Origin of the sequence: Xanthomonas sp. WHRI 8932A (assembly GCF_035012785.1) — a bacterium.
In the GTDB taxonomy this organism is placed as follows: domain Bacteria; phylum Pseudomonadota; class Gammaproteobacteria; order Xanthomonadales; family Xanthomonadaceae; genus Xanthomonas.
The window spans coordinates 1-22,923 of the sequence record NZ_JAYGQQ010000005.1; the positions used below are offsets into that span (position 1 = coordinate 1).

20 protein-coding genes and 2 other RNA genes are annotated in these 22,923 nt (G+C 65.5%); 18 read left to right on the forward strand and 4 right to left on the reverse strand.

What is annotated here, in order from left to right; genetic code table 11:
* Nucleotides 1-326: 326 nt before the first annotated feature.
* From VC212_RS09105 to VC212_RS09115, 3 genes are all read right to left on the reverse strand, one after another.
* Nucleotides 327-2,738 carry a TonB-dependent receptor gene (locus VC212_RS09105; protein ID WP_323515491.1) on the reverse strand — a complete coding sequence of 804 codons (2,412 nt, stop codon included), beginning with the start codon at nucleotides 2,736-2,738 and terminating at the stop codon, nucleotides 327-329.
* A 745-nt stretch (nucleotides 2,739-3,483) separates the two neighbouring features.
* Nucleotides 3,484-4,728 (reverse strand): MFS transporter, encoded by a 1,245-nt coding sequence (locus VC212_RS09110; RefSeq protein ID WP_055849059.1) that lies wholly within the window; start codon nucleotides 4,726-4,728, stop codon nucleotides 3,484-3,486.
* Nucleotides 4,729-4,920: 192 nt separating this feature from the next.
* A non-coding RNA gene (locus VC212_RS09115) (sX9 sRNA) lies at nucleotides 4,921-4,996 on the reverse strand.
* 472 nt (nucleotides 4,997-5,468) lie between these two features.
* Here VC212_RS09115 and VC212_RS09120 point away from each other — a divergent pair.
* The 3 genes from VC212_RS09120 to VC212_RS09130 all read left to right on the forward strand — a co-directional run bounded on the left by VC212_RS09120 (nucleotide 5,469) and on the right by VC212_RS09130 (nucleotide 6,575).
* A complete protein-coding gene (locus tag VC212_RS09120) occupies nucleotides 5,469-5,786 on the forward strand; it encodes a zinc ribbon domain-containing protein (protein ID WP_055849062.1) in 318 nt (105 codons plus the stop codon).
* Between the two features lie 8 nt (nucleotides 5,787-5,794).
* Nucleotides 5,795-6,427, forward strand: coding sequence for a hypothetical protein (locus VC212_RS09125; RefSeq protein ID WP_323515496.1), 633 nt, complete (start codon nucleotides 5,795-5,797; stop codon nucleotides 6,425-6,427).
* A gap of 73 nt (nucleotides 6,428-6,500) precedes the next feature.
* Nucleotides 6,501-6,575: non-coding RNA, sX9 sRNA (locus VC212_RS09130), on the forward strand.
* Nucleotides 6,576-6,787: 212 nt separating this feature from the next.
* Here VC212_RS09130 and VC212_RS09135 read toward each other — a convergent pair.
* Entirely contained in the window at nucleotides 6,788-7,567 is a 780-nt protein-coding gene (locus tag VC212_RS09135; RefSeq protein WP_055849066.1) for a DUF3011 domain-containing protein, read from the reverse strand.
* Nucleotides 7,568-7,723: 156 nt separating this feature from the next.
* On the opposite strand from VC212_RS09135, the gene aspS reads away from it, so the two are divergent.
* From aspS to pal, 15 genes are all read left to right on the forward strand, one after another.
* On the forward strand, nucleotides 7,724-9,475 hold the full coding sequence (aspS, locus tag VC212_RS09140) for an aspartate--tRNA ligase (RefSeq protein WP_323515490.1): 1,752 nt from the start codon (nucleotides 7,724-7,726) through the stop codon (nucleotides 9,473-9,475).
* A gap of 414 nt (nucleotides 9,476-9,889) precedes the next feature.
* A complete protein-coding gene (locus tag VC212_RS09145) occupies nucleotides 9,890-10,417 on the forward strand; it encodes a GNAT family N-acetyltransferase (protein ID WP_055849071.1) in 528 nt (175 codons plus the stop codon).
* 327 nt (nucleotides 10,418-10,744) lie between these two features.
* Complete coding sequence (locus tag VC212_RS09150; protein WP_323515489.1) at nucleotides 10,745-11,422, forward strand: alpha/beta hydrolase; 678 nt, start codon at nucleotides 10,745-10,747, stop codon at nucleotides 11,420-11,422.
* Between the two features lie 89 nt (nucleotides 11,423-11,511).
* Entirely contained in the window at nucleotides 11,512-12,240 is a 729-nt protein-coding gene (locus tag VC212_RS09155; protein ID WP_311240208.1) for a YebC/PmpR family DNA-binding transcriptional regulator, read from the forward strand.
* A gap of 129 nt (nucleotides 12,241-12,369) precedes the next feature.
* On the forward strand, nucleotides 12,370-12,894 hold the full coding sequence (ruvC, locus tag VC212_RS09160) for a crossover junction endodeoxyribonuclease RuvC (RefSeq protein ID WP_323515488.1): 525 nt from the start codon (nucleotides 12,370-12,372) through the stop codon (nucleotides 12,892-12,894).
* Nucleotides 12,895-13,051: 157 nt separating this feature from the next.
* A complete protein-coding gene (ruvA, locus tag VC212_RS09165; protein WP_055849084.1) occupies nucleotides 13,052-13,636 on the forward strand; it encodes a Holliday junction branch migration protein RuvA in 585 nt (194 codons plus the stop codon).
* 54 nt (nucleotides 13,637-13,690) lie between these two features.
* Nucleotides 13,691-15,598, forward strand: a complete 1,908-nt coding sequence (locus VC212_RS09170; protein ID WP_055849087.1) for a potassium transporter Kup — start codon at nucleotides 13,691-13,693, stop codon at nucleotides 15,596-15,598.
* Nucleotides 15,599-15,600: 2 nt separating this feature from the next.
* Nucleotides 15,601-16,722, forward strand: a complete 1,122-nt coding sequence (locus tag VC212_RS09175) for an SMI1/KNR4 family protein (protein ID WP_323515487.1) — start codon at nucleotides 15,601-15,603, stop codon at nucleotides 16,720-16,722.
* 39 nt (nucleotides 16,723-16,761) lie between these two features.
* On the forward strand, nucleotides 16,762-17,802 hold the full coding sequence (ruvB, locus tag VC212_RS09180; RefSeq protein ID WP_055849093.1) for a Holliday junction branch migration DNA helicase RuvB: 1,041 nt from the start codon (nucleotides 16,762-16,764) through the stop codon (nucleotides 17,800-17,802).
* A 52-nt stretch (nucleotides 17,803-17,854) separates the two neighbouring features.
* Nucleotides 17,855-18,313, forward strand: coding sequence for a tol-pal system-associated acyl-CoA thioesterase (gene ybgC / locus VC212_RS09185; RefSeq protein WP_115513622.1), 459 nt, complete (start codon nucleotides 17,855-17,857; stop codon nucleotides 18,311-18,313).
* A gap of 11 nt (nucleotides 18,314-18,324) precedes the next feature.
* A complete protein-coding gene (tolQ, locus tag VC212_RS09190) occupies nucleotides 18,325-19,104 on the forward strand; it encodes a protein TolQ (protein WP_005996093.1) in 780 nt (259 codons plus the stop codon).
* A gap of 178 nt (nucleotides 19,105-19,282) precedes the next feature.
* Nucleotides 19,283-19,732 (forward strand): protein TolR, encoded by a 450-nt coding sequence (gene tolR, locus VC212_RS09195; protein WP_005996094.1) that lies wholly within the window; start codon nucleotides 19,283-19,285, stop codon nucleotides 19,730-19,732.
* Entirely contained in the window at nucleotides 19,722-20,759 is a 1,038-nt protein-coding gene (tolA, locus tag VC212_RS09200) for a cell envelope integrity protein TolA (RefSeq protein WP_323515486.1), read from the forward strand. The genes tolR and tolA overlap by 11 nt, the downstream gene beginning before the upstream one ends.
* 267 nt (nucleotides 20,760-21,026) lie before the next feature.
* The gene (tolB, locus tag VC212_RS09205; protein ID WP_115513619.1) at nucleotides 21,027-22,346 is read left to right on the forward strand and encodes a Tol-Pal system beta propeller repeat protein TolB; all 1,320 of its coding nucleotides are present in this window, start codon (nucleotides 21,027-21,029) and stop codon (nucleotides 22,344-22,346) included.
* Between the two features lie 57 nt (nucleotides 22,347-22,403).
* Entirely contained in the window at nucleotides 22,404-22,922 is a 519-nt protein-coding gene (pal, locus tag VC212_RS09210) for a peptidoglycan-associated lipoprotein Pal (RefSeq protein ID WP_039423449.1), read from the forward strand.
* The last annotated feature ends 1 nt before the right edge of the window (nucleotide 22,923 follow it).

Here is a 22,923-nt window from a genome sequence, read left to right on the forward strand (position 1 = left end):
GCGGGGGAAGGTGCCTGAAGGGCGGATGGGGGCGCTGTGCTCTCACCCCAGCCCTCTCCCGCAAAGCGGGAGAGGAAAACAGTCCCGGCGTGCACGTCAGCATGGCAGGTGGCCGTTACAGATCCAGCGTCAGCGTCAGCCCCAGCGTGCGCGGCGCGGCGATGAAGGCGCTATTGAGTGGCTGAACCCGCCCGAGTCCCTTCCCCCGCCTGCGGGGGAAGGTGCCTGAAGGGCGGATGGGGGCGCTGTGCTCTCACCCCAGCCCTCTCCCGCAAAGCGGGAGAGGAAGACAGTCCCGGCGTGCGCGTCAGCATGGCAGGTGGCCGTTACAGATCCAGCGTCAGCGTCAGCCCCAGCGTGCGCGGCGCGGCGATAAAGGCGCTATCGCTGCCGTCCACGCCTTCCAGATAGCGCTTGTCGGTGAGGTTACTGACATTGAGCGCCAGTTGCAGGCCCTTGAGTTGCGCCGACAGCTGCGACAGCTCCACGCCCAGATTCGCATTGAAGGTGGTCACCCCATTGAGCGCGGCGCGATTGGACGCATCCAGATAGCGCTTGCCCAGATACCGACCGGACACGCCGAAGCGCCATGCTTCCCCACGCCAGTCGGCCGAGACCACCAAGGTGTTGCGCGGCTGGCCGATCACCTGCGCGCCGGGCGTGATATCCAGGGCGGTGTCGCGCGCGGCATCGCCGCTGCCCAGGTAATCGGCCTTGTTGTAGGTGTAGGCGCCATTGAGGCGCCAGCCGTTGTCCCAGCCGTAGCCCAGCGCCGCTTCCACGCCGCGCGCATGCACGCCGCCGAAGTTTTCATACACGCCGTCGGTCTCGCCCAGATAGTCGATGCCGCTGACGAAGTTGGCAGGCACATACACGATGCGATTGTCGAAGCGGATGTCGTACAAGGTCACGCTGCCGGTCAACGGCCAGCGGCTGATGCGCAGGCCAAGCTCGATATTGTCGGCAGTTTCCGGTTGCACGCGGCTGAGTGCGGCCGGGTCGGTTTCGCCCAGCACGCCGGACGGAATCGCGGCAAAATTCTGCGAATACCCGGCGAAGGCTTCCAGCCCCTGCACCGGCGTGGTCCAGGTCAGGCCCGCCGAGAGCAGCGGGTCGGAGTGCGCATCCGACTCCACATGCTGCGCATCGCCGATGCGGCGGTCGCGGGTCTGGTCCAGAAAGAACTGCTTCACACCCACGCGCCAGGCGAAGGCGCCGTAACGCATCACATCTTCGACGTAATACATCTGCTCGTCGGTCTGGTAGTTGTCCTTGAATTGCACCCAGTACGGCTGATGGTCGAAGCTGATGTTGGTGCCGACATTGAGCAGGCGATGCCAGTCGCGGGTGACGCTGCGGTCGTAACGTTCCAGCCACGCGCCGGCACGCACGGTGTTGTCGATCGGGCCCAGGTCGTGGCGCCATTCCACATCGGCCATCGCACCGGCGCGGTGATTGTCGTAATGGCTATGGCGATACGACTGCACCGGTACCGAACCTGCCGGATAGCAGGCCGGATTGGATTCGGCCGGCACCGCCGCACTGCCGGCGCAACCGGCCAGCAGCGTTGCCGCCGCGCCGCCTGGGGTCAGGTAATACAGCTTGCCCAGGTCGCTGCCGGCATACACGGTGTTGCCGCCGCGCGCCTCCGATTCCGGCGCGCCGGCGCCATCGTTGGTGACGTCCACCAGATACGGCGGAATCCAGTCGCCGCGGCCTTGCATGCGATGCGCGTAGCCAGTGAGCGTGGTCTTGAAGCCATTGCCGCCATCGAAGGCGCCGCGCAAATAACCGAAGGTGTTCTTGCGCAGCGCGCGCGAGCCGGAGCGGTAGTTCTGATCCAGATACGGAATGCCGGTGAGCGTGCCGGTCAATAAATCGTGTTCCGGGTCGCGCACGAACTGCTCGGGGGTCACGCTGGTGTATTCGGATTCGTCGGCATCGTCGTAGGACGCGTAGCCGCTGAGCGTCCACTTGTTCAACGCGCTGACGAACTTGCCGGCCAGATGGTCGCGGCTCGTGTGGCCGCTGCCGTCGATCCAGTCGTCGTTGCGCGCCGACGAACCGCTGATCCAGGCACGCGTGTTGCCACCCAGCAGGCCGGTGTCGTAGCGCGCGTAATACTTGCGCGCCTGGTTGTCGCCGATGCCACCGATCACGCGCACACGCTGTTCTTCGAGCGGCTCGCCGGTGAGGTAATTCAGTGTGCCGCCCAGCGCCTCGTTCGAGCGCGACGCGATATCGGCAGTGCCCTGGCTCACTTCCACCGTTTCCAGGTCCGGCATGTCGATAAAACGGTTGGCCTTGGAGCCGCCGCCATACGCCGAGCCACCGTTGGGCACGCCATCGATGGTGGTGCCGATCTGCTGCGTGTCGCGGTTGCTGACAAAGCCACGCATGCTGATCTGCGTGCCCCAATCGGACGAGCCGAATGCATCGGCTTCGGTGACCACCACACCGGGGAGTTCGTTGAGCGCGTCGTTGACGCTGCCCAGCACGAACTGGCGGTCGAGCATTTCCTTGCTCACGGTGGTCTTGGAGTACGTCATTGCCTGCCCGACCACCTGCACCTGATCGAGCGTGGACACCTGCTCGCCGCTGGCAAACACTTCTGAACTCGGCACTGCCGGTGTGGCGCCATCCGGTGCCTGCTGCGCGTAGGCGGGCAGGGCGAATGGAACCAGCAGCAGGGCAAGCGTGGCCGGATGTCGCACGCGCGGGCAGGTGGTCAAATCCATTGCAATCCAACGAGCGGGGGAGGTGGCCGCAGACTGCCGTGCTTGCATTGCGTGATGATGACCGCGCTACAGATGGGCTGCGATCACTGGGTGGATGTGCGCAGCTTCTCTACCCCTAGGCGGAGTGCGATTCAGCGCTATTTGCAGTGCGTAAGCAGCGTGTTCGATTGGTCGGGGCCGGTGTCTTCACCGCGCGCGATCCAACGCTGTTTGGGGAATGCGCAAGCTGCTTGGTCGGTTGGTCGAGGGCGCGATGTCCTCACCGCTTGCGGGACACGCTGTGAATCCATCCATGGACGCTCCGTGGCGGCATCCATGCCGCCACAGGGTCCCGCAAGCGGTGAGGACACCGCGCCAGAACGTGTGCTGCTCGCTTTATTGAAAGCCGCGCACACCGACCCTCTTCACTGGCCCTTGCCCGCCCACCGTCGCGGGACCTTTGGCGGCATGGATGCCGCCAAAGAGCTTACATGGACGTACTTGCAGCGTGTCCTGCGATGGTGGGCTGGCAAGGGCCCTGCAGCAAAGCGCAGATCCACGCGCTGCACTCGACGCATTCAAAGCGTCCAGCCGCACCACAACGGGTGCTCCAGGTCCTGAAGTGGCTGACAAAACATCGCGAGCAACCGGCAGGGCGTGTGGGCATCTCACGCAGACCAGACCTGTGCGAAAGATACATGCCGCTGCGAGCTGTATCCCGCGTATCGCACCAGCGTCGGTAGCTTACGACCGAGACATCGCGTTCTCAGCGCTTCTTGGCGTTTGGCGCTGCTTCGATCTGTTGGGTTTCCGGCATCAATTCCAGTGCCGATGGCGTGGTGCGCAGCATCGGCCGGAACGCGATGGGATGCGTGCGACGACGTGCAAACCGCAGCAAGCGCGACAGCGTGAAACCGGCCAGCGCCAACAACATCACTGCGAAATAGACCGGGAGCGCCGCAGGGCCGAACTTCTGCATCGCCCCGCCCGCCAGCGCCGGGCCGATGGCAGCGCCCACGCCATGCACCAGCAACAGACTGCTGCAGCCCGATAGCAGGTCTTCGCGTGGCAGGTAATCGAGCATGTGCGCCACCGCAAACGGGTACAGCGAAAACGCCAGCCCGCCGTACACGAAAAACAGCATGAACAAGACGGTGGTCTGCGACTGCACCATCGGCACTGCAGCAGCGATGGCGATGGCGGCGGCCAGCACGCTCACCGTGACCAGGCCGATGCGTCGGTCGTGCCCGTCGCTGATGCGCCCGATCGGCCATTGCAGCACGGCACCGCCCACGATTGCGGTGAGCATGAACATCGCCACGCCATCTGCATCCAGTCCGATGCGGTTGGCATACACCGGCAATAAACCCCAGAACGCACCCATCGCCAAGCCCGACAACCCGGCGCCGACGGTGGCGACCGGCGCCAGCGCATACAGCGTTTTCAGGCGCAGGCGTGACACCTGCGGCACCTCCGGCGGAATCAAGCGCGTGGTGACGACCGGCATCACCGCCGCGCAGATCAGGATGGCGGTCAGCGTGAACATGGCCGGTGCTCGCGCGTCGCCGGCGGTCAGCAGAATCTGGCCCAGCGCCAGCGCCGACAGATTGATCGCCATGTATACCGAGAAAACCCGGCTGCGTCGGCGTGCATCCGGCTCGGCGTTGAGCCAGCTTTCGATCACCGTGTATAAGCCCACTAGAGCAGCGCCGGTGACCAGGCGCAACACACCCCAACCCCAGGGGTCGAGCCAGATCGGATGCAACAACACGGCAATGGCCGCCAGCGATGCGTAGAACGCAAATGCGCGGATATGCCCGATGCGTCGAATCAACGGCGGTGCGAAAAACGTGCCGAGAAAAAAGCCGGCGAAGTAACCGGACATGATCAGGCCCAGCGCACGCGCATCGAACCCGGCCTGACCGCCGCGCACGGCAAGCAACGTACCGAGCAGCCCGCTGCCGGTCAGCAGCAGGGCAACGCCCAGCAACAGGGCAGTCAGCCGCAACATGGATGCGGCCCTCGTGGGGGGAAAGGCGCGTCGATCACGCGATCGAGTGTAGCAGCCACGCTGCTGCGACTCGATCGATGTGGCTCGCATAACGCGATCAGGTGGCGATGGCTGAGCAGCTCGCTACCGATGGAATGGGGTTGCGCTATCACCATGTATTGGCGGAGACGCAGGCCGGCTTGCATTTAGAGCAGCGAACAAGACGTAGCGAGCAGTCATCAGGTGCTTGCGAACGGCACGCAGAAACCTGGGTGTACGAGTGCTACATGAGAATTCCGCGGACAGGCCGCGTCCGCCTGACGGTGAGCGAAGGAGTTTTGTTAGCTACTCTGAGTGCCAGGTCCACGCTGGTGAAAGAGCGCCGCCGGAAGTGCAAGATCAAAATGGCGTGGTCAAGCCGCGCTCCATAGATCAGGAGAGCCTTCCAGACCGTAACTGACGAGCAGGCCGAAAGCGTCTTCGTTGACTCAGCGAATCCGCTACTCGTCTCGATGCCGCCGCCAACAGCCAACAGCCAACAGCCAACAGCCAGCCGCCAGCAGCCTCAAGCGTCCAGCCTGCGAGACGCCCCAACGTGCCAAGAGGCCCGACGCACCGCACGTGCATCCGCAATGCGTCGGTCACTGGCCAGCACTCTCCCGCCAGCCCGGCCATGCGCCAGCGCGCGATTCGATCATTGCGCCGACATGCCCGCATCCGTCTAGAATCGGCGCCCTTGCATCGTCTTCAGCGAATTTGTCATGCCCATCTACGCGTTCCAGTGCACCACCTGCGGCCACTCGTTCGACCGCCTGCAGAAGATGGCCGACCCCGATCCGCAGACCTGCCCGTCCTGCGCGGCGGCCACCATCAAGCGCCAGGTCACCGCGCCGTCGTTCCGCTTATCCGGCAGCGGCTGGTACGAGACCGATTTCAAGTCGGCTGGCGAAAAGAAGAAGAACCTTACCGAGAGCAGTAGCGCAGGCGGCGGCGATGCCAAGCCGGCGGCGGCCAGCGACAGCAAGCCCGCAGCCGCACCGGCCGCGCCCGCCGCAAAGCCGGCATCCGGCGCGGCGTGATGGTCGATATGCGCGGCAGCGTCGTCAGCACGATGTCGCGCTTGGCGCCGTGGCTGCTGGCCATCGCGATCAGCGGCTGCGCCAGCGCCGTCCCGCCGCCCAGCACCGCCGTCGTGCCAGTCGACCGCTTTCTTTCCGCGCTTGCGGCGCACTGCGGGCAGGCATTTGCCGGTCGTGTCCTGGTCGACACGCCCGCATCGACAACGCCGAGTCCGTTCGCTGGCAAGGCGCTGGTGATGCATGTGCGCGGTTGCGCCGACCCGCGCCGCGAGCTGCGGGTGCCGTTCCATGTGGGCGACGACCACTCGCGCACCTGGGTGCTGACCCGCACGCAGGCCGGTTTACGCCTCAAACACGACCATCGGCATGCCGATGGCAGCGCGGATGCATTGACCCAGTACGGCGGCGACAGCGGTGGCGCGGGCAGTGCCACGCGTCAGGAATTCCCGGTGGATGCCGAGTCGATTGCCTTGTTCAAGCGATTGGGCGCCACCGCCTCGCTGCACAACGTCTGGGCGATGGAGGTCCAGCCCGGGCGCAGCGTGGTGTATGAGCTGAGTCGCCCGGGCGGGCGGTTGTTTCGGGTGGAGTTCGATCTCACCCGGCCGGTGCCCTTGCCTCCGGCGCCGTGGGGAAGTTGAGAGCCGGCCAAAAGCGGCGGACAAAACGACGGCGCTGACCGCTATGCGGGCGCGGCCGGTGCTCGGCATCCTTATTGCCACGCGCAGACTCTGGCTCCTGTAAGCCGTCCACGCGCACCTGACAACGGCGCGCTACGTTTGGTGGGCCGCTCTAAAAATGGATAGCGACGCTTGATTGCGCGTGACTGAGTCAGCCCGGCCGGCAGCAATAGCGTCCTCGGTCCTGCCACCGCCAATCTGTCGCTCAGATAGTGCGGCCGCTCATCTTGTTGCAAAACCGCAAAGCGCCAACGCAAACAGGCCGGTTCATCACGAACCGGCCTGTTGCGACAAACACAAAGGACGCCAAGCCCGGAAACCTCAGCGCGCGTCGAACCGCGCGCGGCAGCCATCGTTGACCCACACCGCCGAGCGGCGCGGATCGAAGCCCCAGGTGCGACCTTCTTCGCAACGGGTGTTCGACAACTGGCGGGTCAGCACCGGGCGGCCGGCGCGCACGTCCCAGTCGCAGCTGCGCAGGCGGCGGTCGTCGCTGCTGCAGGTCACCGAGTAGTCGCCACGCGGGCGATCGTCACGGCCGCCGTAGCCATCATCGCGATCCCAGCCGCCACCGCCACGGGCCTGCGCAAAGTCGGCGCGGCAGCCGTCATCCACCCAGATCCGGCCGTTTTCCTGGTGCCAGTTACGGCCCTCCACGCAGGGCGTGCCGGAGAGCTGACGCACGATCGTCGCGCGCCGCCAGCCGGTGTTGCAGATCGCCTGGCGCTGGTCGCGGCTTTCGCAACGCACGGTGCCGGCGGCCGCATTGCCGGGGCGGTCGTCGCCGCCATTCCAGCCACCACCGCCCCAGCCACCGCGGGCCTCGACGAAGCGGCCGCGGCAGCCGTTGTCCACCCAGACGCGGCCACGGTCGCTGCCCCAGTTGCGGCCTTCGATGCAGCGGGTGCCGGAGATGTTTTCCACCAGCGCAGCGCGCCCCCGGAACGGGGTGTCGCACTCGCGGCGGCGGTTATCGTTGCTGGAGCAGGTGATGCTGGGGCCATTGAAACCGCGGTCCTGCGCGGCGGCGGGGCGGCTGACCAGGGCGCCGGCGAGGGCGACAAGACTGAAGCCGGAGATCAGCAGGGCGGTGCGCAGCATCGTGACGTCCTTGGTACGGGAGGGGCGTGGCGCCTATTCAGCCGGGCGCTGACTTAAGCGCCGGTGACCGTCGCCGCATTTGCTCCTGCCGCCCGCCGGCCCCAGAATATCCGGCTTTCCGGCGCTGCCTGCGTCGGGTTTTCAGCGGAGCTTTCGATGCGTACCCACTTCTGCGGCCTGGTCGACGAGACCATGATCGGCCAAACCGTCACTCTCGCCGGCTGGACCGACGTGGCCCGCAACCTGGGCGGCGTGTGCTTCATCGACCTGCGCGACCACGAAGGCATCGTGCAGGTGACGGTGGAACCGGAGAACGCCGAGGTGTTCCCGGTGGCCGCCAGCCTGGGCTACGAAGACGTGCTGCAGGTCGAAGGCGTGGTGCGTGCGCGGCATGCGGTCAACGACAAGTTGCGCAGCGGCAAGGTCGAAGTGATCGCCACCCGCATCACCATCCTCAACAAGGCGGCGCCTCTACCGTTCCATGCGCACGAAAATCCGGGCGAAGAAACCCGCCTGAAGTACCGCTATCTGGACCTGCGCCGTCCGGAAATGCAGCGCATGCAGCGCACCCGCATCAAGCTGGTGCAGGCGCTGCGCCGCCATCTGGACGCGCGCGATTTCCTGGATATCGAGACCCCGATCCTGACCAAGGCCACCCCGGAAGGCGCACGCGACTTCCTGGTGCCGGCGCGCATGCATCCGGGCGAGTTCTACGCCTTGCCGCAGAGCCCGCAGCTGTTCAAGCAGATTTTGATGGTGGCCGGCTTCGACCGTTACTACCAGATCGCGCGCTGCTTCCGCGACGAAGCGCTGCGCGCCGATCGCCAGCTGGAATTCACCCAGCTCGATATGGAATTCGCTTTCGTGCGCGAGCGCGATGTACAGGATTTCGTCGAAGACATGATCCGCGCCATCTTCAAGGAAGTGGTGGACGTCGAGTTGGCCGCGCAGTTCCCGCGCATGACCTGGGCCGAGGCGATGCGTCGCTATGGCTCGGACAAGCCGGACCTGCGTATCGCGCTGGAACTGATCGATGTGGCCGAGCTGGTCAAATCCAGCGAATTTCCGGTGTTCACCGCCGCCGCCAACGATGCCGACGGCCGCGTGGCTGCGCTGCGCATTCCCGGTGGCGCAGCGCTGTCGCGCAAGCAGATCGACGACTATGCCGCGCATGCCGCCAAATACGGTGCCAAGGGGCTGGCCTACATCAAGCTGTCGGAGACCGGCGAAGTCAGCTCGCCGATCGCCAAGTTCTTTTCCGAAGAAGCGTTCGCTGCGCTGCTCAAGCACGTGGGTGCAGGCAACGGCGATATCGTGTTCTTCGGTGCCGGCGGCTACAACAAGGTGTCCGACTTCATGGGCGCGCTGCGCCTGAAAGCCGGCAAGGACTTCAAGCTGGTCGCCGATACCTGGGCGCCGCTGTGGGTCACCGATTTCCCAATGTTCGAGTGGGACGACGAAGCACAGCGGTACGTCGCCCTGCATCATCCCTTCACCGCATCGGCGGTGGACGATATCGCCGACCTGCGCGCCAACGCCCGCACTGCGGTGTCGCGCAGTTACGACATGGTGCTCAACGGCAATGAAATCGGCGGCGGCTCGATCCGTATCCACCGCCCGGACATGCAGAGCGCGGTGTTCGAATTGCTCGGCATCGGCGCGGAAGAAGCGCGCGCCAAGTTCGGCTTCCTGCTGGATGCGTTGAACTACGGCGCCCCGCCGCACGGCGGCATCGCCTTCGGTATCGACCGCATCGCCGCGCTGATGGCCGGCACCGAATCGATCCGCGACGTGATCCCGTTCCCCAAGACCACCGGCGCGCAGGATCTGATGACCGACGCCCCATCGCCGATCGCCGCCGAGCAGCTAGCCGAAGTGCACGTGCAGGTGCGCCCCAAGCAGGTCTGACCTGCGCGAGCATATGGCCATGCGGTGTGCGTGGTCATCTGCACAAGGCGCCCAGCGCAGCCAGCGCTGCGTACTTTGGCAGAACCGTCAGCCCCAGGGTCTGAGGCTGTGCATGGGGAACGGCCCCCCAATCGCCGTCGTTCAACCGGCGGCGGTTTGCTTTTAGGTCCGTTCCGAACCGACCGGCGTTGCGCTAGTACATGGCCGCGACTCGCACGTCGTGGTTATCTTTCCGACGCGCTACGGTGCGCAGCCAGCGTCGCGCACTTTGCCAAAACCATCAGCGCCCATGCCGAATCCTGCACACGGGTAATCCCGGCACCGCAGATGCTTGTCCGATTCCCGATTCCCCAAGTTGCAGAACCGCCGCCGCATGCGAGAAGCTGCCACGTCCACCCGGCACGAGAGGCCCGCATGACCCGCATCCGCCGCGCCACGCCGGACGATGCCGAAGCGCTGTCGCTTCTGGCTGCGCAGACGTTTACCGAAACCTTCGGTCATCTGTATCCGGAAGAAGACCTGCGCGGTTTTCTGGAAGAGACCTATGCGGTGGAGCGTGCGCGCATCGTGCTGGCGCATCCGGACTATGCGATCTGGTTGCTGGAGCTGGACAACCTGCTGGTCGGCCACGCCGCCGCCGGCCCATGCGGCTTGCCGCACGACGAGGTGCGCCCCGGCGACCGGGAACTCAAGCGCCTGTATCTATTGAAGGACTACCAGAGCAGCGGCTGGGGCAGCCGGCTGTTCGAAACCGCCTTGGAATGGCTCGAGCGCGACGGCCCACACACCTTGTGGATCGGTGTGTGGTCGGAAAACTTCGGCGCGCAGCGCTTCTACGCCCGCTACGGTTTCGAAAAAATCGGCGAATACGATTTCCCGGTGGGCAAGATCGTCGACCGCGAGTTCATCCTGCGCCGCAAGCCGGTGCTGGCGGCGGACTAAGCGCGACGACCGAAACGACTGCACGCGCATCGGACCAGCGCGGCCGGTGCTGCGGAATCGGCATGGATCGCTCGGGCAGGCCGTTTCCCGTGCGCCATCCGCGCCCGCCTGGCAGCCGCTCGCTACGGTGTATTCGCCGCTCCAGCCAGGCCTGCCTTGCCGTTGCGGCAAGGCAAGGCAAGGCATTCTGTCCTTCTCCGGCGCGACTGCGCTTGCCGCAAGATCGGCGCAGCGAGCCTACGATCGCAATCGCGCAGTCGGTGCTGCAGACCCCATGCGCGTCAGACATTCGCCTGACGCTCACCTTCCCTTCCGGTAACCACGTCCTTGTCCAACGCATCGTCGGCCATCCCCGTCATCCCTCGGCGCAGTCCGCGCAAGCGCGCGGCCGCCACCACCGCCGATGTGCTGCTGGTGCACGGCATCTGGAATACCGCGCACTGGCTGTTGCCGCTCGCGCGCCGGATGCGCGCCGATGGGCTGGCGCCTGCGTTGTTCGGCTATGCCAGCGTGCTCGGCGGGCCGGCCCAGGCGGTGCCACGCTTGATCGAACGCCTGCGCACCAGTCGCGCGCAATTGCTGGTCTGCCACAGCCTGGGTGGGCTGATGGCCCTGCAGGCCTTGTGCGATGCCCCCGACCTACCGGTGCGTCGCGTGGTCTGCCTGGGCTCGCCCCTGTGCGGCAGCGCCGCTGCGCGCGGGCTGGCGCGGCGCGGGGGCGTCTGGGCGATGGGGCGCAGCGCCGCCCTGCTGCAGCAAGGGTTTGCGCGCTGGGACGGGCAGGTCGAGATCGGCCAGGTTGCCGGATGCGTGCCGCGCGGGGTCGGCCGCTGGCTGGCGCCGCTGGCCGAGGGGTCGGACGGCACCGTGGCGCTGGCCGAAACCCGTCTGCCCGGGCTGCGCGACCACTGCGTGGTGCACGCCAGCCACAGCGGGCTGTTGCGCTCGCCCGAGGCCGCCCGGCAGGCGTTGGCCTTCCTGCGCAGCGGCCGCTTTTCGTCTTGAACATCCGCTAGCGGATGTCGCGGCCCCGGTGAGTGCAAGCAATCAGGTAAAATCCGCGCCCTGTCATCCAAGCCAGTCTGGAATCACCCATGGGTAGAGGCCCCTCGATCGAAGGCCGCAAGAACGCCTCCGACGCCAAACGCGGCAAGATGTTCACCAAGATCATCCGCGAGATCAGCGTCGCTGCGCGCGCCGGCGGCGGCGATGTGTCCAACAATCCGCGCCTGCGCACCGCCATGGACAAGGGCCTGTCGGCGAACATGTCCAAGGACGTGATCGAACGCGCCATCAAGAAGTCCACCGGCGAGTTGGAAGGCGTGGAATACGAAGAAGTGCGCTACGAGGGCTACGCGCCCGGCGGCGTGGCGGTGATCGTGGACTGCCTGACCGACAACCGCGTGCGCACCGTGGCCGACGTGCGCCATGCCTTCAGCAAATGCGGCGGCAACATGGGCACCGATGGCTCGGTGGCCTTCATGTTCAAGCGCTTGGGCGTGCTCAGTTTTGCCGCCGGCATCGATGAAGACACCCTCACCGACGCGGCGATCGAAGCCGGCGCCGACGACGTGGTGGTGTACCCGGAAGACGGCGCCATCGACGTGCTGACCGCCCCGGATGCCTTCGCCCAGGTCAAGGACGCCCTGGCCGTGGCCGGCCTGGAACCGGCCCACGCCGAAGTCACCTTCCGCGCCGAAAACGACATCGCTGTCGACGGCGACACCGCGCTGCAGGTCCGCAAGCTGCTCGACTTGCTCGAAGACCTGGATGATGTCCAGGACGTGTATTCGAACGTCGATCAATCGAGTTTCGGCGCGTAGGCGCCGGGAATTGAGAATGGAGAATCGGGAATCGAAACGACTGCATCCTGCGGTGCTCGGCGACGTCGAGCACGCCAGTAGGCCGCTTTACCCATTCCCGATTCCCGACTCCCGATTCCCTGCCCCTCGATGACCCGCATCCTGGGCATCGATCCCGGCTCCCAGCGCACCGGGGTCGGCATCATCGACATCGACGAGGGCGGTCGCAGCCGGCATGTGCATCACGCACCGCTGGTGCTGCTGGGCGAGGGCGACTTTGCGCAGCGGCTCAAGCGCCTGCTGCACGGGTTGGGCGAGTTGATCGAGACCTATCGGCCGGATGAAGTGGCGATCGAAAAGGTCTTCATGGGCAAAAGTGCCGCTTCGGCGCTCAAGCTCGGCCATGCACGTGGCGCGGCAATCTGCGCGGTCGTCATGCGCGATCTGCCGGTGCACGAGTACGCTGCCACTGAAATCAAGCTCGCGTTGGTCGGCAAGGGCAGCGCGGATAAGGTGCAGGTGCAGCACATGGTGGGCATCATGCTCAACCTGAAAGGCAAGCTGCAGGCCGACGCCGCCGATGCACTGGCGGTTGCCATCACCCACGCCCACGTCCGCGCCACCGCGCAGCGTCTGGGCGTCACTACCCAACAGGCCTGGAGCCGGAAGAAATGAGAGCAGGGATTTGGGAGTCGGGATTGGGGATTCGCAAAGGCGGGTCCGCGCGTGCTGTGCCGATGCGGCGGTGCGCGGCCGTGGTTAACGGCAGCGAGGGATCCAGCCAATCCCAAATCCCCAATGCCCAATCCCGGCACCGCAGCGGCGGTGCCGCGTGATCGGCCGTCTGCGCGGGATCCTGGCCTACAAGCAGCCGCCGTGGCTGGTGATCGACGTGGGCGGGGTGGGGTACGAGCTGGAGGCGCCGATGAGCACCTTCTACGATCTGCCCGATGTCGGTCGCGACGTCATCCTGTTCACCCATTACGCGCAAAAGGAAGACAGCGTCGCGCTGTACGGCTTCCTGCGCGAGGGCGAGCGGCGGCTGTTTCGCGACGTGCAAAAAGTCACCGGGATCGGCGCCAAAATTGCGCTGGCGGTGCTCTCCGGGGTCAGCGTGGACGAGTTTGCCCGCTTGGTTACCGGCGGCGACATCACCGCGCTGACGCGCATTCCGGGCATCGGCAAGAAGACCGCCGAGCGCATGGTGGTCGAGCTGCGCGACCGCGCCGCCGACTTCAGCAGCGGCGCGCCGATCACCGGCCAGCTGGGTCCTGATGCGGTGTCCGAAGCCACGGTCGCCTTGCAGCAACTGGGTTACAAGCCGGCCGAGGCTGCACGCATGGCACGCGAGGCCGGGGCAGAAGGCGACGAAGTCGCCACGGTCATTCGCAAGGCACTCCAGGCCGCGCTGCGTTAAGCGAGCTCGGCCTTTCTCATTCTTCACGCCCTTCAGCGATAACCTGCCCACTCAATGTCACAGACCTCCACTCCCGCAGCTGGCCACGGCCACGCGCCTGCCAACAGCCATATGGCCTTGGTCGTCGGCGCCATCGGCGTCGTCTTCGGCGATATCGGCACCAGTCCGCTGTACACCCTCAAGGAGGCGTTTTCGCCGCACTACGGGTTGACCAGCGATCACGACACCGTGCTGGGCGTGCTGTCACTGGCGTTCTGGGCGCTGATGATCACCGTCACGCTCAAGTACGTCACCATCATCATGCGTGCCGACAACGAGGGCGAGGGCGGCATCATGGCGCTGATGGCGCTGACCCAGCGCACCCTCAAACAGGGCTCGCGATCGGCGTACGTGGTCGGCATCCTCGGGATCTTCGGCGCCTCGCTGTTCTTCGGCGACGGCGTGATCACGCCGGCCATCTCGGTGATGGGCGCGGTGGAAGGCCTGGAAATCGCCGCGCCCAGCCTGCATCCCTTCATCGTGCCGATCACCGTGGTGGTGCTGCTGATCGTGTTCATGGTGCAGCGCTTCGGCACCGAAACGGTCGGCAAGGTGTTCGGCCCGATCACTTGTCTGTGGTTTCTGTCGCTGGGCGCGATCGGCATCTGGAACATCGTCGATGCGCCGGAAGTGATGAAAGCCTTCAATCCGTGGTGGGCGATCCGCTTCTTCATGGAGCACGGCTGGCACGGGGTGTTCATCCTCGGCGCGGTGGTGCTGGCGGTGACCGGCGGTGAAGCGCTGTATGCGGACATGGGCCACTTCGGCGCGCGCCCGATCCGGCATGGCTGGTACTTCTTCGTGCTGCCGATGCTGCTGCTCAATTACCTGGGCCAGGGCGCCCTGGTGCTCAATCACCCTGCCGCACTGAAAAACCCGTTCTTCGAAGCGGTGCCCAGCTGGGCGCTGTATCCGATGATCATCCTGGCCACGCTGGCGGCGGTAATCGCCTCGCAGGCGGTGATCACCGGTGCGTATTCGGTGGCCCGCCAGGCCATGCAGCTGGGCTACATCCCGCGCATGCAGATCAAGCACACCTCGCGCACCACCATCGGCCAGATCTACGTGCCCGGCATCAACTGGCTGTTGATGGTGATGGTGATCGCGCTGGTGCTGATCTTCCGCAGCTCCACCAATCTGGCAGTGGCGTACGGCATTTCGGTCTCGATGACGATGCTGATCGACACCTTGCTGCTGGCCCTGGTGGCGCGGTCGTTGTGGCCGCGCTGGCGCAACTGGGTGCTGCCGCTGTGCGTGGTGTTCTTCATCATCGAGCTGGCGTTTGTCATCGCCAACGGCGCCAAGCTGCTGCAGGGTGCGTGGTTCCCGCTGGCGCTGGGCATCGTGGTGTTTACCTTGATGCGCACCTGGCGGCGTGGCCGCGCGCTGCTGCGCGAAGAGATCCGCAAGGACGGCATCCGCATCGACAGCTTCCTGCCGGGCCTGATGCTGGCCCCGCCGGCGCGCGTGCCGGGCATGGCGGTGTTCTTGACCGCCGACCCGATGGTCGTGCCGCATGCGCTGATGCACAACCTCAAGCACAACAAGGTGCTGCACGAACGCAACATCTTCCTCAACGTCGACACCTTGCCGATCCCGTATGCGCCGGTAGACAAGCGCCTGCAGATCGAATCGATCGGCGACGAGTTCTACCGCGTCTACGTGCGCTTCGGCTTCATGGAAACGCCCGACGTGCCGCTGGCGCTGATGCGCTCCTGCGACCAGGGCGGCATCCATTTCGACCCGATGGACACCACCTTCTTCGCCAGCCGCGAAACCATCGTGGCCAGCGCCAACCGCGGCATGCCGATCTGGCGCGACAAGCTGTTTGCGCTGATGCATCGCAACGCCGCCCCGGCCACCGGCTTCTTCCGTATTCCCGGTAACCGCCTGGTCGAGTTGGGCGCGCAAGTGGAGATCTGAGCGTGGCTGGTCTGCAGTGGATGGTCTACGGCCGCTCGCCGAGCCTGGACACCTTCTGGGACGAAGCGCTGAATCTCGGGCGCACACCGGCGAGCGAGGCCGCCATCGCCGCTGCGCAAGCGCGGCTCGAGGTGCATCTGCCGACGTGGCTACGCACGTTGTATGCGCGCTATGACGGCGGCGCGGTGCAGATGGCGCGTGGGCAGTCGCTCGATGAGCCGGACAACTGGCTCACCGCTGAGTGGCTGATTCCGCGTGCACGCCTGCTTGGCAGTGCGGAGCTGTTTTCCTTCGCGCAGGTGCGTGCCCGCGAGGACTACCGCGACGACGCGTTTGCCGATCTGGCCGCCGGTGGCGACGATCGCCGCCTGATCGTCATCGCCGCCGATCATCGCTCACCCAGCCGGGCCTTGTGTCTGGATGATTCCGTGCCCGGCGCCGAGCCCACCCTGGTCTATGTCGATGCCGGCGGGAACCGTCGGTTGATCGTGTTCGAGAACGTGGATGCTCTGCTGTCGCAGCTGGTCGATGTCGTGTACTGGTCGCCTGCATTGCAGGCCAAGCACGATGAGAACGAGCTGGTGCACTGGCAGCCTCAGCCACCGGCATTGCGCACCTTCTGGAAAGGCCCCGGGCATTGGAACGACACCGCAGCGGCCGCAGATGCCGGTGCGCTGGCCGCTGCCGAAGCGCGGCTGGGCGTGCGCTTGCCGGCGTTGTTCAAGCGGCTGTATAGCGTCCAGGACGGCGGCGACACGGGCTGGTGCTGGGTGCCGCGCACGCGCTTTGCTTCCGCGCATTACGTGGATTGGGAATGCGTGCTGGTGGATCGGTATCTATCGCCGCTTGCGCAGATCGGCAGCCTGCTGGACCTGGCCGCGGCCTTCGAAGACCCGGACGACTTCAGTGCGGCGGCGTGCCTGCATGCCGGCCTGGACCAGGTGCTGGTGCTGTCGTGCCACAACATCGATTGCCTGCTGTGCCTGGACTATCGCGCGCGCGGCCCGCAGGGCGAGCCGGAAGTCGTCTATTTCGAGAACTGGGAGGGGCTGGTCCCAACCTGGCGCGCGCCCAGCTTCGATGCGTTCTTCAGCGCGCTGCGGCAGGCCGATCTTGATTTCTAGAGGCTGCGCCGCCCGCGCGCGGCATGCGAAGATGGCGGGATGACCGAACAGCGCATCATCGCCAGCAGCGCCACCCGCGAAGACGATGCCGCCGATGCGAGCATCCGCCCCAAACGCCTGGCCGATTACCTCGGCCAGCAGCCGGTGCGCGAGCAGATGGAGATCTACATCCAGGCCGCCAAGGCGCGCGGCGAGGCGATGGATCATGTGCTGATCTTCGGCCCGCCCGGCCTGGGCAAGACCACGCTCAGCCACGTCATTGCCAATGAGCTGGGCGTCAACCTGCGCTCCACCTCCGGGCCGGTGATCGAAAAGGCCGGCGATCTGGCCGCGCTGCTGACCAACCTGCAGCCGCACGATGTGTTGTTCATCGACGAAATCCATCGGCTGTCGCCCGTGGTGGAAGAAGTGCTGTACCCGGCGATGGAAGATTTCCAGATCGACATCATGATCGGCGACGGCCCGGCCGCACGCTCGATCAAGATCGATCTGCCGCCGTTTACGCTGATCGGCGCCACCACCCGCGCCGGCCTGCTCACCGCGCCGCTGCGCGACCGTTTCGGCATCGTGCAGCGGCTGGAGTTCTATTCGCCGGCAGAGCTCACTCGCATCGTGATCCGCTCGGCCGCGATTCTGGGCATCGACTGCACGCCCGACGGCGCCGCCGAGATCGCGCGTCGCGCACGTGGCACCCCGCGTATCGCCAACCGGCTGCTGCGCCGCGTGCGCGATTTCGCCCAGGTCAAGGCCGCCGGCCATATCGATCTGCCGGTGGCGCAGGCCGCCATGCAGATGCTCAAGGTCGACCCGGAAGGCTTCGACGAGCTCGATCGCCGCATGTTGCGCACCATCGTCGAACATTTCGACGGCGGCCCCGTGGGCGTGGAATCCTTGGCCGCCTCGTTGTCGGAAGAGCGCGGCACGCTGGAAGACGTGATCGAGCCCTACCTGATCCAGCAGGGTTTTCTGATCCGCACCGCGCGCGGCCGCATGGTCACCACCAAGGCCTATCTGCACCTGGGCCTGAAGCCGCCGCGCGACCGCGCACCAGCCATCGGCGAGCCGGGAGACCTGTTCTGATGACGCTCTGCTTGTCGCTTGCTCAGGCCGTCCCGACCAACAATCCGTCCCCATGACCACCGATTCCCGATTCCCGTCTCCCGATTCCCCGCCTGTATTCAGTTGGCCGACACGCGTCTACTGGGAAGATACCGACGCCGGCGGGGTGGTCTACCACGCGCGCTACGTTGCTTTCATGGAACGCGCGCGCACCGAGTGGATGCGCGCGGTCGGTTACGGGCAGGATTTGATGCGCCAGGAGCACGGTCTGGTGTTTGCGGTCCGCTCGATGCAACTGGATTTCCTCAAGCCGGCCCGGCTCGACGATGCGCTGTCTGTGTCGGCGGTATTGCTGAAATGCAAACGGGCCAGCCTGCTGTTTGCGCAGTCGGTCCGTCGCGAAGGCGAGGTGCTGTTGACTGCCGAGGTGCGCATCGCCGCACTCGGCACCAGCGACTTCCGCCCGCGTGGCATGGACGATGCGCTGTATGACGTGTTGAAAGCTTTAGAAACCCCAGAATCAGATTACTGAGGAACCAACGGATGTCGATTGCATTGCTCCTGGCCCTGCAGGACACGGTAGTGGAAGCACTACCGCAGGAAGTCACCGCGGCCGCGGCGCAAACCGCCACGGCGGCGCATAACAGCAGCATCAACTATGTTGATCTGATCCTGCGCGCCAGCATCCCGGTGAAGATCATCGTGCTGTTGCTGTTGATCGGCTCGTTCATCAGTTGGGTGATCATTTTCCGCAAGGCGCGTGCGTTCAAGCAGGCCAACCGCGAGGCGGACGAGTTCGAAAACCGCTTCTGGTCCGGCGCCGATCTTGCCAAGCTCTACGCTTCGGCAACCGACCGCAACCGCACCGTCGGCGGTCTGGAATCGATGTTCGAAAGCGGGTTCCGCGAATTTTCGCGGCTGCGCGATCGCCGTCGCCTGGATGCGCGCGTGCAGCTCGAAGGCGCACAGCGCGCCATGCGGACCGCCTTCACCCGTGAGGTCGATCAGCTGGAGCGCAATCTCGAATTGCTGGCCAACATCGGCTCTACCGCGCCGTACGTCGGCCTGGTCGGCACCGTGTTCGGCATCATGGTGACCATGCACGACATGGTCAGCAGCGGCGAGCAGGCCGGTATCGCGGCCGTGGCGCCGGGTATTTCCGAAGCCTTGTTCGCCACCGCCATCGGCTTGTTCGTGGCGATCCCGGCGGTGTGGGCCTACAACCGCTTCACCACCCGCGTGGAACGGCTGTCGGTGCGCTACGAAACCTTCGCCGACGAGTTCAGCTCCATCCTGCAGCGCCAGGCTGGCGCGGACGAGTAATGCGCCTCTCTCGCAAGCTCTCTGGCCTGCGCGCGCGCGTTGCAGGAACCTGCACCGCGCGGCGGCTGGATACGTCCAGCGCCAATGCGCACGCACTGGTCTGCAGCACCTGGACAGGCGAGCCACTGGCGACAGGTCGCACACGTCTGTGCGAGGGATTAATTAGGAACGTTTCGCGATGATTTCCGGTATTTCCCGCCGTAAGAAGCGCAAGCTCAAATCCGACATCAACGTCGTGCCATACATCGACGTGATGCTGGTGCTGCTGATCATCTTCATGGTGACCGCGCCGCTGTTGACCCTGAGCACCGACGTCAGCCTGCCGAGCTCGCGCGCCAAGGCGCTGGAAAGCAAGCAGGACCCGATCGTGGTGGTGGTTGCCGCCGATGGCCAACTGGCATTGCAGCTGCCCAAGGGCAAGCCGCAGGCCATGGACGTCAATGCGCTGCAGGCGCAGCTGGCCGCCATCGTGGCGCAGGACAAGGACGCACGCGTGGTGGTGGCTGGCGATCGCGCCGCGCCGTATCAAAAGATCATGGACGCCATCGACGTGCTCAAGCAGGCCAAGGTCGAGAAAGTCGGCCTGATCTCCGACTCCGGCGGCACTGCAGGCAGCGATGCACGCTGACGCACTCCCCACCCAGGGCGCGCGCGAGGATGGCTGGCTGCGACCGGTCATGCTGGCCTTGGTCGTGCATATTCTGGTCGCGCTGGTGTTCATCGCCGGCTGGCTGTGGTCGCCCGAACGCTCGGTCGAACCGGCTGCGGGCGACCCCAGCATGGAAGCCTCGCTGGATGTCTCCGCCGCCGAGGCACGCGTCGCGCGTCAGGCGCTGAAGGCCACGCCGGTGGAAGCACCCCCGCCGCCGGCACCGTTGCCCGAGCCCGCGCCGGAAGAAAGTGTGCCGCCGCCGCAGCCGATCCCGGAGCTGCGCCCGCAGGATGCGCCTACGCAGCAGCAGGCACAGGCGCAGGAACGCGTTGCCCAGCCGGACAAGGTCGACCAGGACAAGGTCGATGCGTTGGCCATTTCCGAAGAGAAGGCCAAGCAGGAACAGGAAGCCAAGCGCCGCCAGGAGCAGATCGACCTGACCGAACGTAAGCGTCAGGAAGAGGCCGAGCAGAAACTGCGCCTGGCCAAGCAGCAGGAAGAGGCCGACGCCAAGAAGAAGCAGGCGGCTGCCGAGCAGGCGGCCGACGCCGAGCGCCAGAAGAAGATCGCCGACATCCGCCGCCAGCGCGAGCAGGCCACCAAGGAAGCTACGCTGGCCGAGCAGAAGCTGCGTCAGGTTGCGGCTGCGCGCGCGCAGCAGGCTTCTGCCGCAGCAGCGACCAGTGCGCAGCCAACTGCAGGGCAGGGCGGCACCAGTACCGACCTGTCGGCCAAGTACGCTGCTGCGATCCAGCAGAAGGTGCTTGCCCAGTGGGTGCGCCCGCCATCGGTGCCGCCGGGGCAGAAGTGCACCATCAACATCCGTCAGTTGCCTGGTGGCAGCGTGATGGAAGCCAAGGTCGCGCCGGGTTGCCCGTACGACGAGGCCGGCCAGCGCTCGATCGAGGCTGCCGTGTTGAGCGCACAGCCGCTGCCGTATCGCGGGTTCGAATCGGTGTTCCAGCGCAATCTGACCTTCGTATTCACCGCGCAGGATCAGTAATCGTTGGGTGGATCGCGGTGCGGCAGCTTGCGAGCGCTGCACCGGGGGACGAGGCGTTTGATGACAACCGGGTCAATGCGTTGTCGTCTCATGTCTTGCCGGCGTCGATTGCGGCTTGGTAGCGCCTGACCAGATTCAGGCCTGACGAAGTTGCCTCGCCGCTCGACCGCTCGCTCCATTTTCACGTTGTCTCGTTCATGATTGCGAGTATGTTCACTCGCTGATTGGTATCCCTTGCACACTTTTCCTGCCCGATCCGAGCCGTCCATGAAAAAACCGCTGCGTTGGCTAGCTGCCTTGACCGCCCTGTTGTTGCCGCTGAGCGCACTCGCGCAACAGCAAGGGCTCACCATCGACATCGTGGGCGGTAGCGCCTCGGCGACGCCGATCACTGTCATCCCCATGCCCTACCAAGGCTCCGGCACCGCACCGCAGACCGATGTGTCTGCCGTCGTCGGCGCCGACCTGGATCGTTCCGGCCAGTTCCGCACGTTGCCGGCAGCGCAGATCGTCGAAAAGCCGACCCGCGGCACCGAGGTGCAGTTCCAGACCTGGCGCACCCTCAAGCAGAACTACATCGTCGTCGGCCGCGTGATGGATGCGGGCGAGGGCGCATATCGCGTGGAGTACGAACTGTTCGACGTGGCCAAGGGCGAGCGCATGCTCGGCCTGGCGATGACCGCGCGCGCCAATGCGATGCGTGACGTGTCGCACCAGATGGCCGATGCGATCTACGAAAAAATCACCGGCGTGCGCGGCGCGTTCTGGACCCGTATCGCCTACGTGACCGCCAGCGGCAAGGGTGGCGCCATGCGCTACGCGCTGATGGTGGCCGATTCGGATGGCTACAACCCGCAGACCATCGTGCGCTCGGCCGAGCCGTTGCTGTCGCCGAACTGGAGCCCGGATGGCAAGAAGCTGGCCTACGTGAGCTTCGAGCGTGGCAATTCCTCGATCTACCTGCAGGACATCGCCACCGGCGCACGTGAGCTGGTCTCCAGCTTCCGCGGCATCAATGGCGCACCGTCGTTCTCGCCGGACGGCCGTCGCCTGGCGCTGGCGCTGTCGCGCAGCGGCAATCCGGAGATCTACGTGATGGATCTGGGCAGCAAGCAGCTGACCCAGCTGACTAACCACTTCGGCATCGATACCGAGCCGACCTGGGCGCCGGATGGCAGCAGCATCTATTTCACCTCCGATCGCGGCGGTCGTCCGCAGATCTACCAGGTGGCTGCCAGCGGCGGCAGCGCCAACCGCGTGACCTTCCAGGGCAATTACAACGCGACCGCCAGCGTGTCGTTCGACGGCAAGAAGATTGCCGTGGCGCAGGGCAGTGGCAATAGCTACCGCATCGCCATGATGGATCGCAGCCTGGGTTCGCCCAGCTGGAGCACGCTCTCGCCGGGTTCGCTGGACGAATCGCCGAGCTTTGCGCCCAACGCCAGCATGGTGTTGTACGCCGCACGTGAGGGTGGCCGGGGCGTGCTTTACGCCGTATCCGCCGACGCTCGGGTTCGCCAGCGTCTGGTTCTGGCCGATGGTGATGTGAGAGAACCCGCTTGGGGGCCTTACCGAACCGCGCATTAATGTTAATATTTCGCTGCGTTAAACCACTCATTGGCCCAGAGCCTCCATAGGTATCCCATGAACAAGTCCACCCGCGTCTTGCTTGTCTCCCTGTTGTCCGTTGCCGTGCTGGCTGGTTGCTCGAAGAAGGTGAAGGAAACTCCGCCTCCTGCAACCGATACCACCGCCGGTTCCTCCGTTCCCACCGGCCCGGCCACCTCTGGCCTGTACGGCCCGGGCGACCTGGATACCGATGCTTGCCTGCGCCAGCGCGTTGTCTACTTCGATCTGGATCAGGACTCCCTGAAGCCGGAATTCCAGGCCATCATGGCGTGCCACGCCAAGTACCTGCGCGACCGTCCGTCCTCGCGCATCACCCTGCAGGGCAATGCTGACGAGCGCGGTTCGCGCGAGTACAACATGGGCCTGGGCGAGCGCCGCGGCAACGCAGTGTCGTCGTCGCTGCAGGCTGCCGGTGGTTCGGCCAGCCAGCTGACCGTCGTCAGCTACGGTGAAGAGCGTCCGGTCTGCACCGAAACCAGCGAAAGCTGCTGGTCGCAGAACCGTCGCGTCGAAATCGTGTACACGGCTCAGTAAG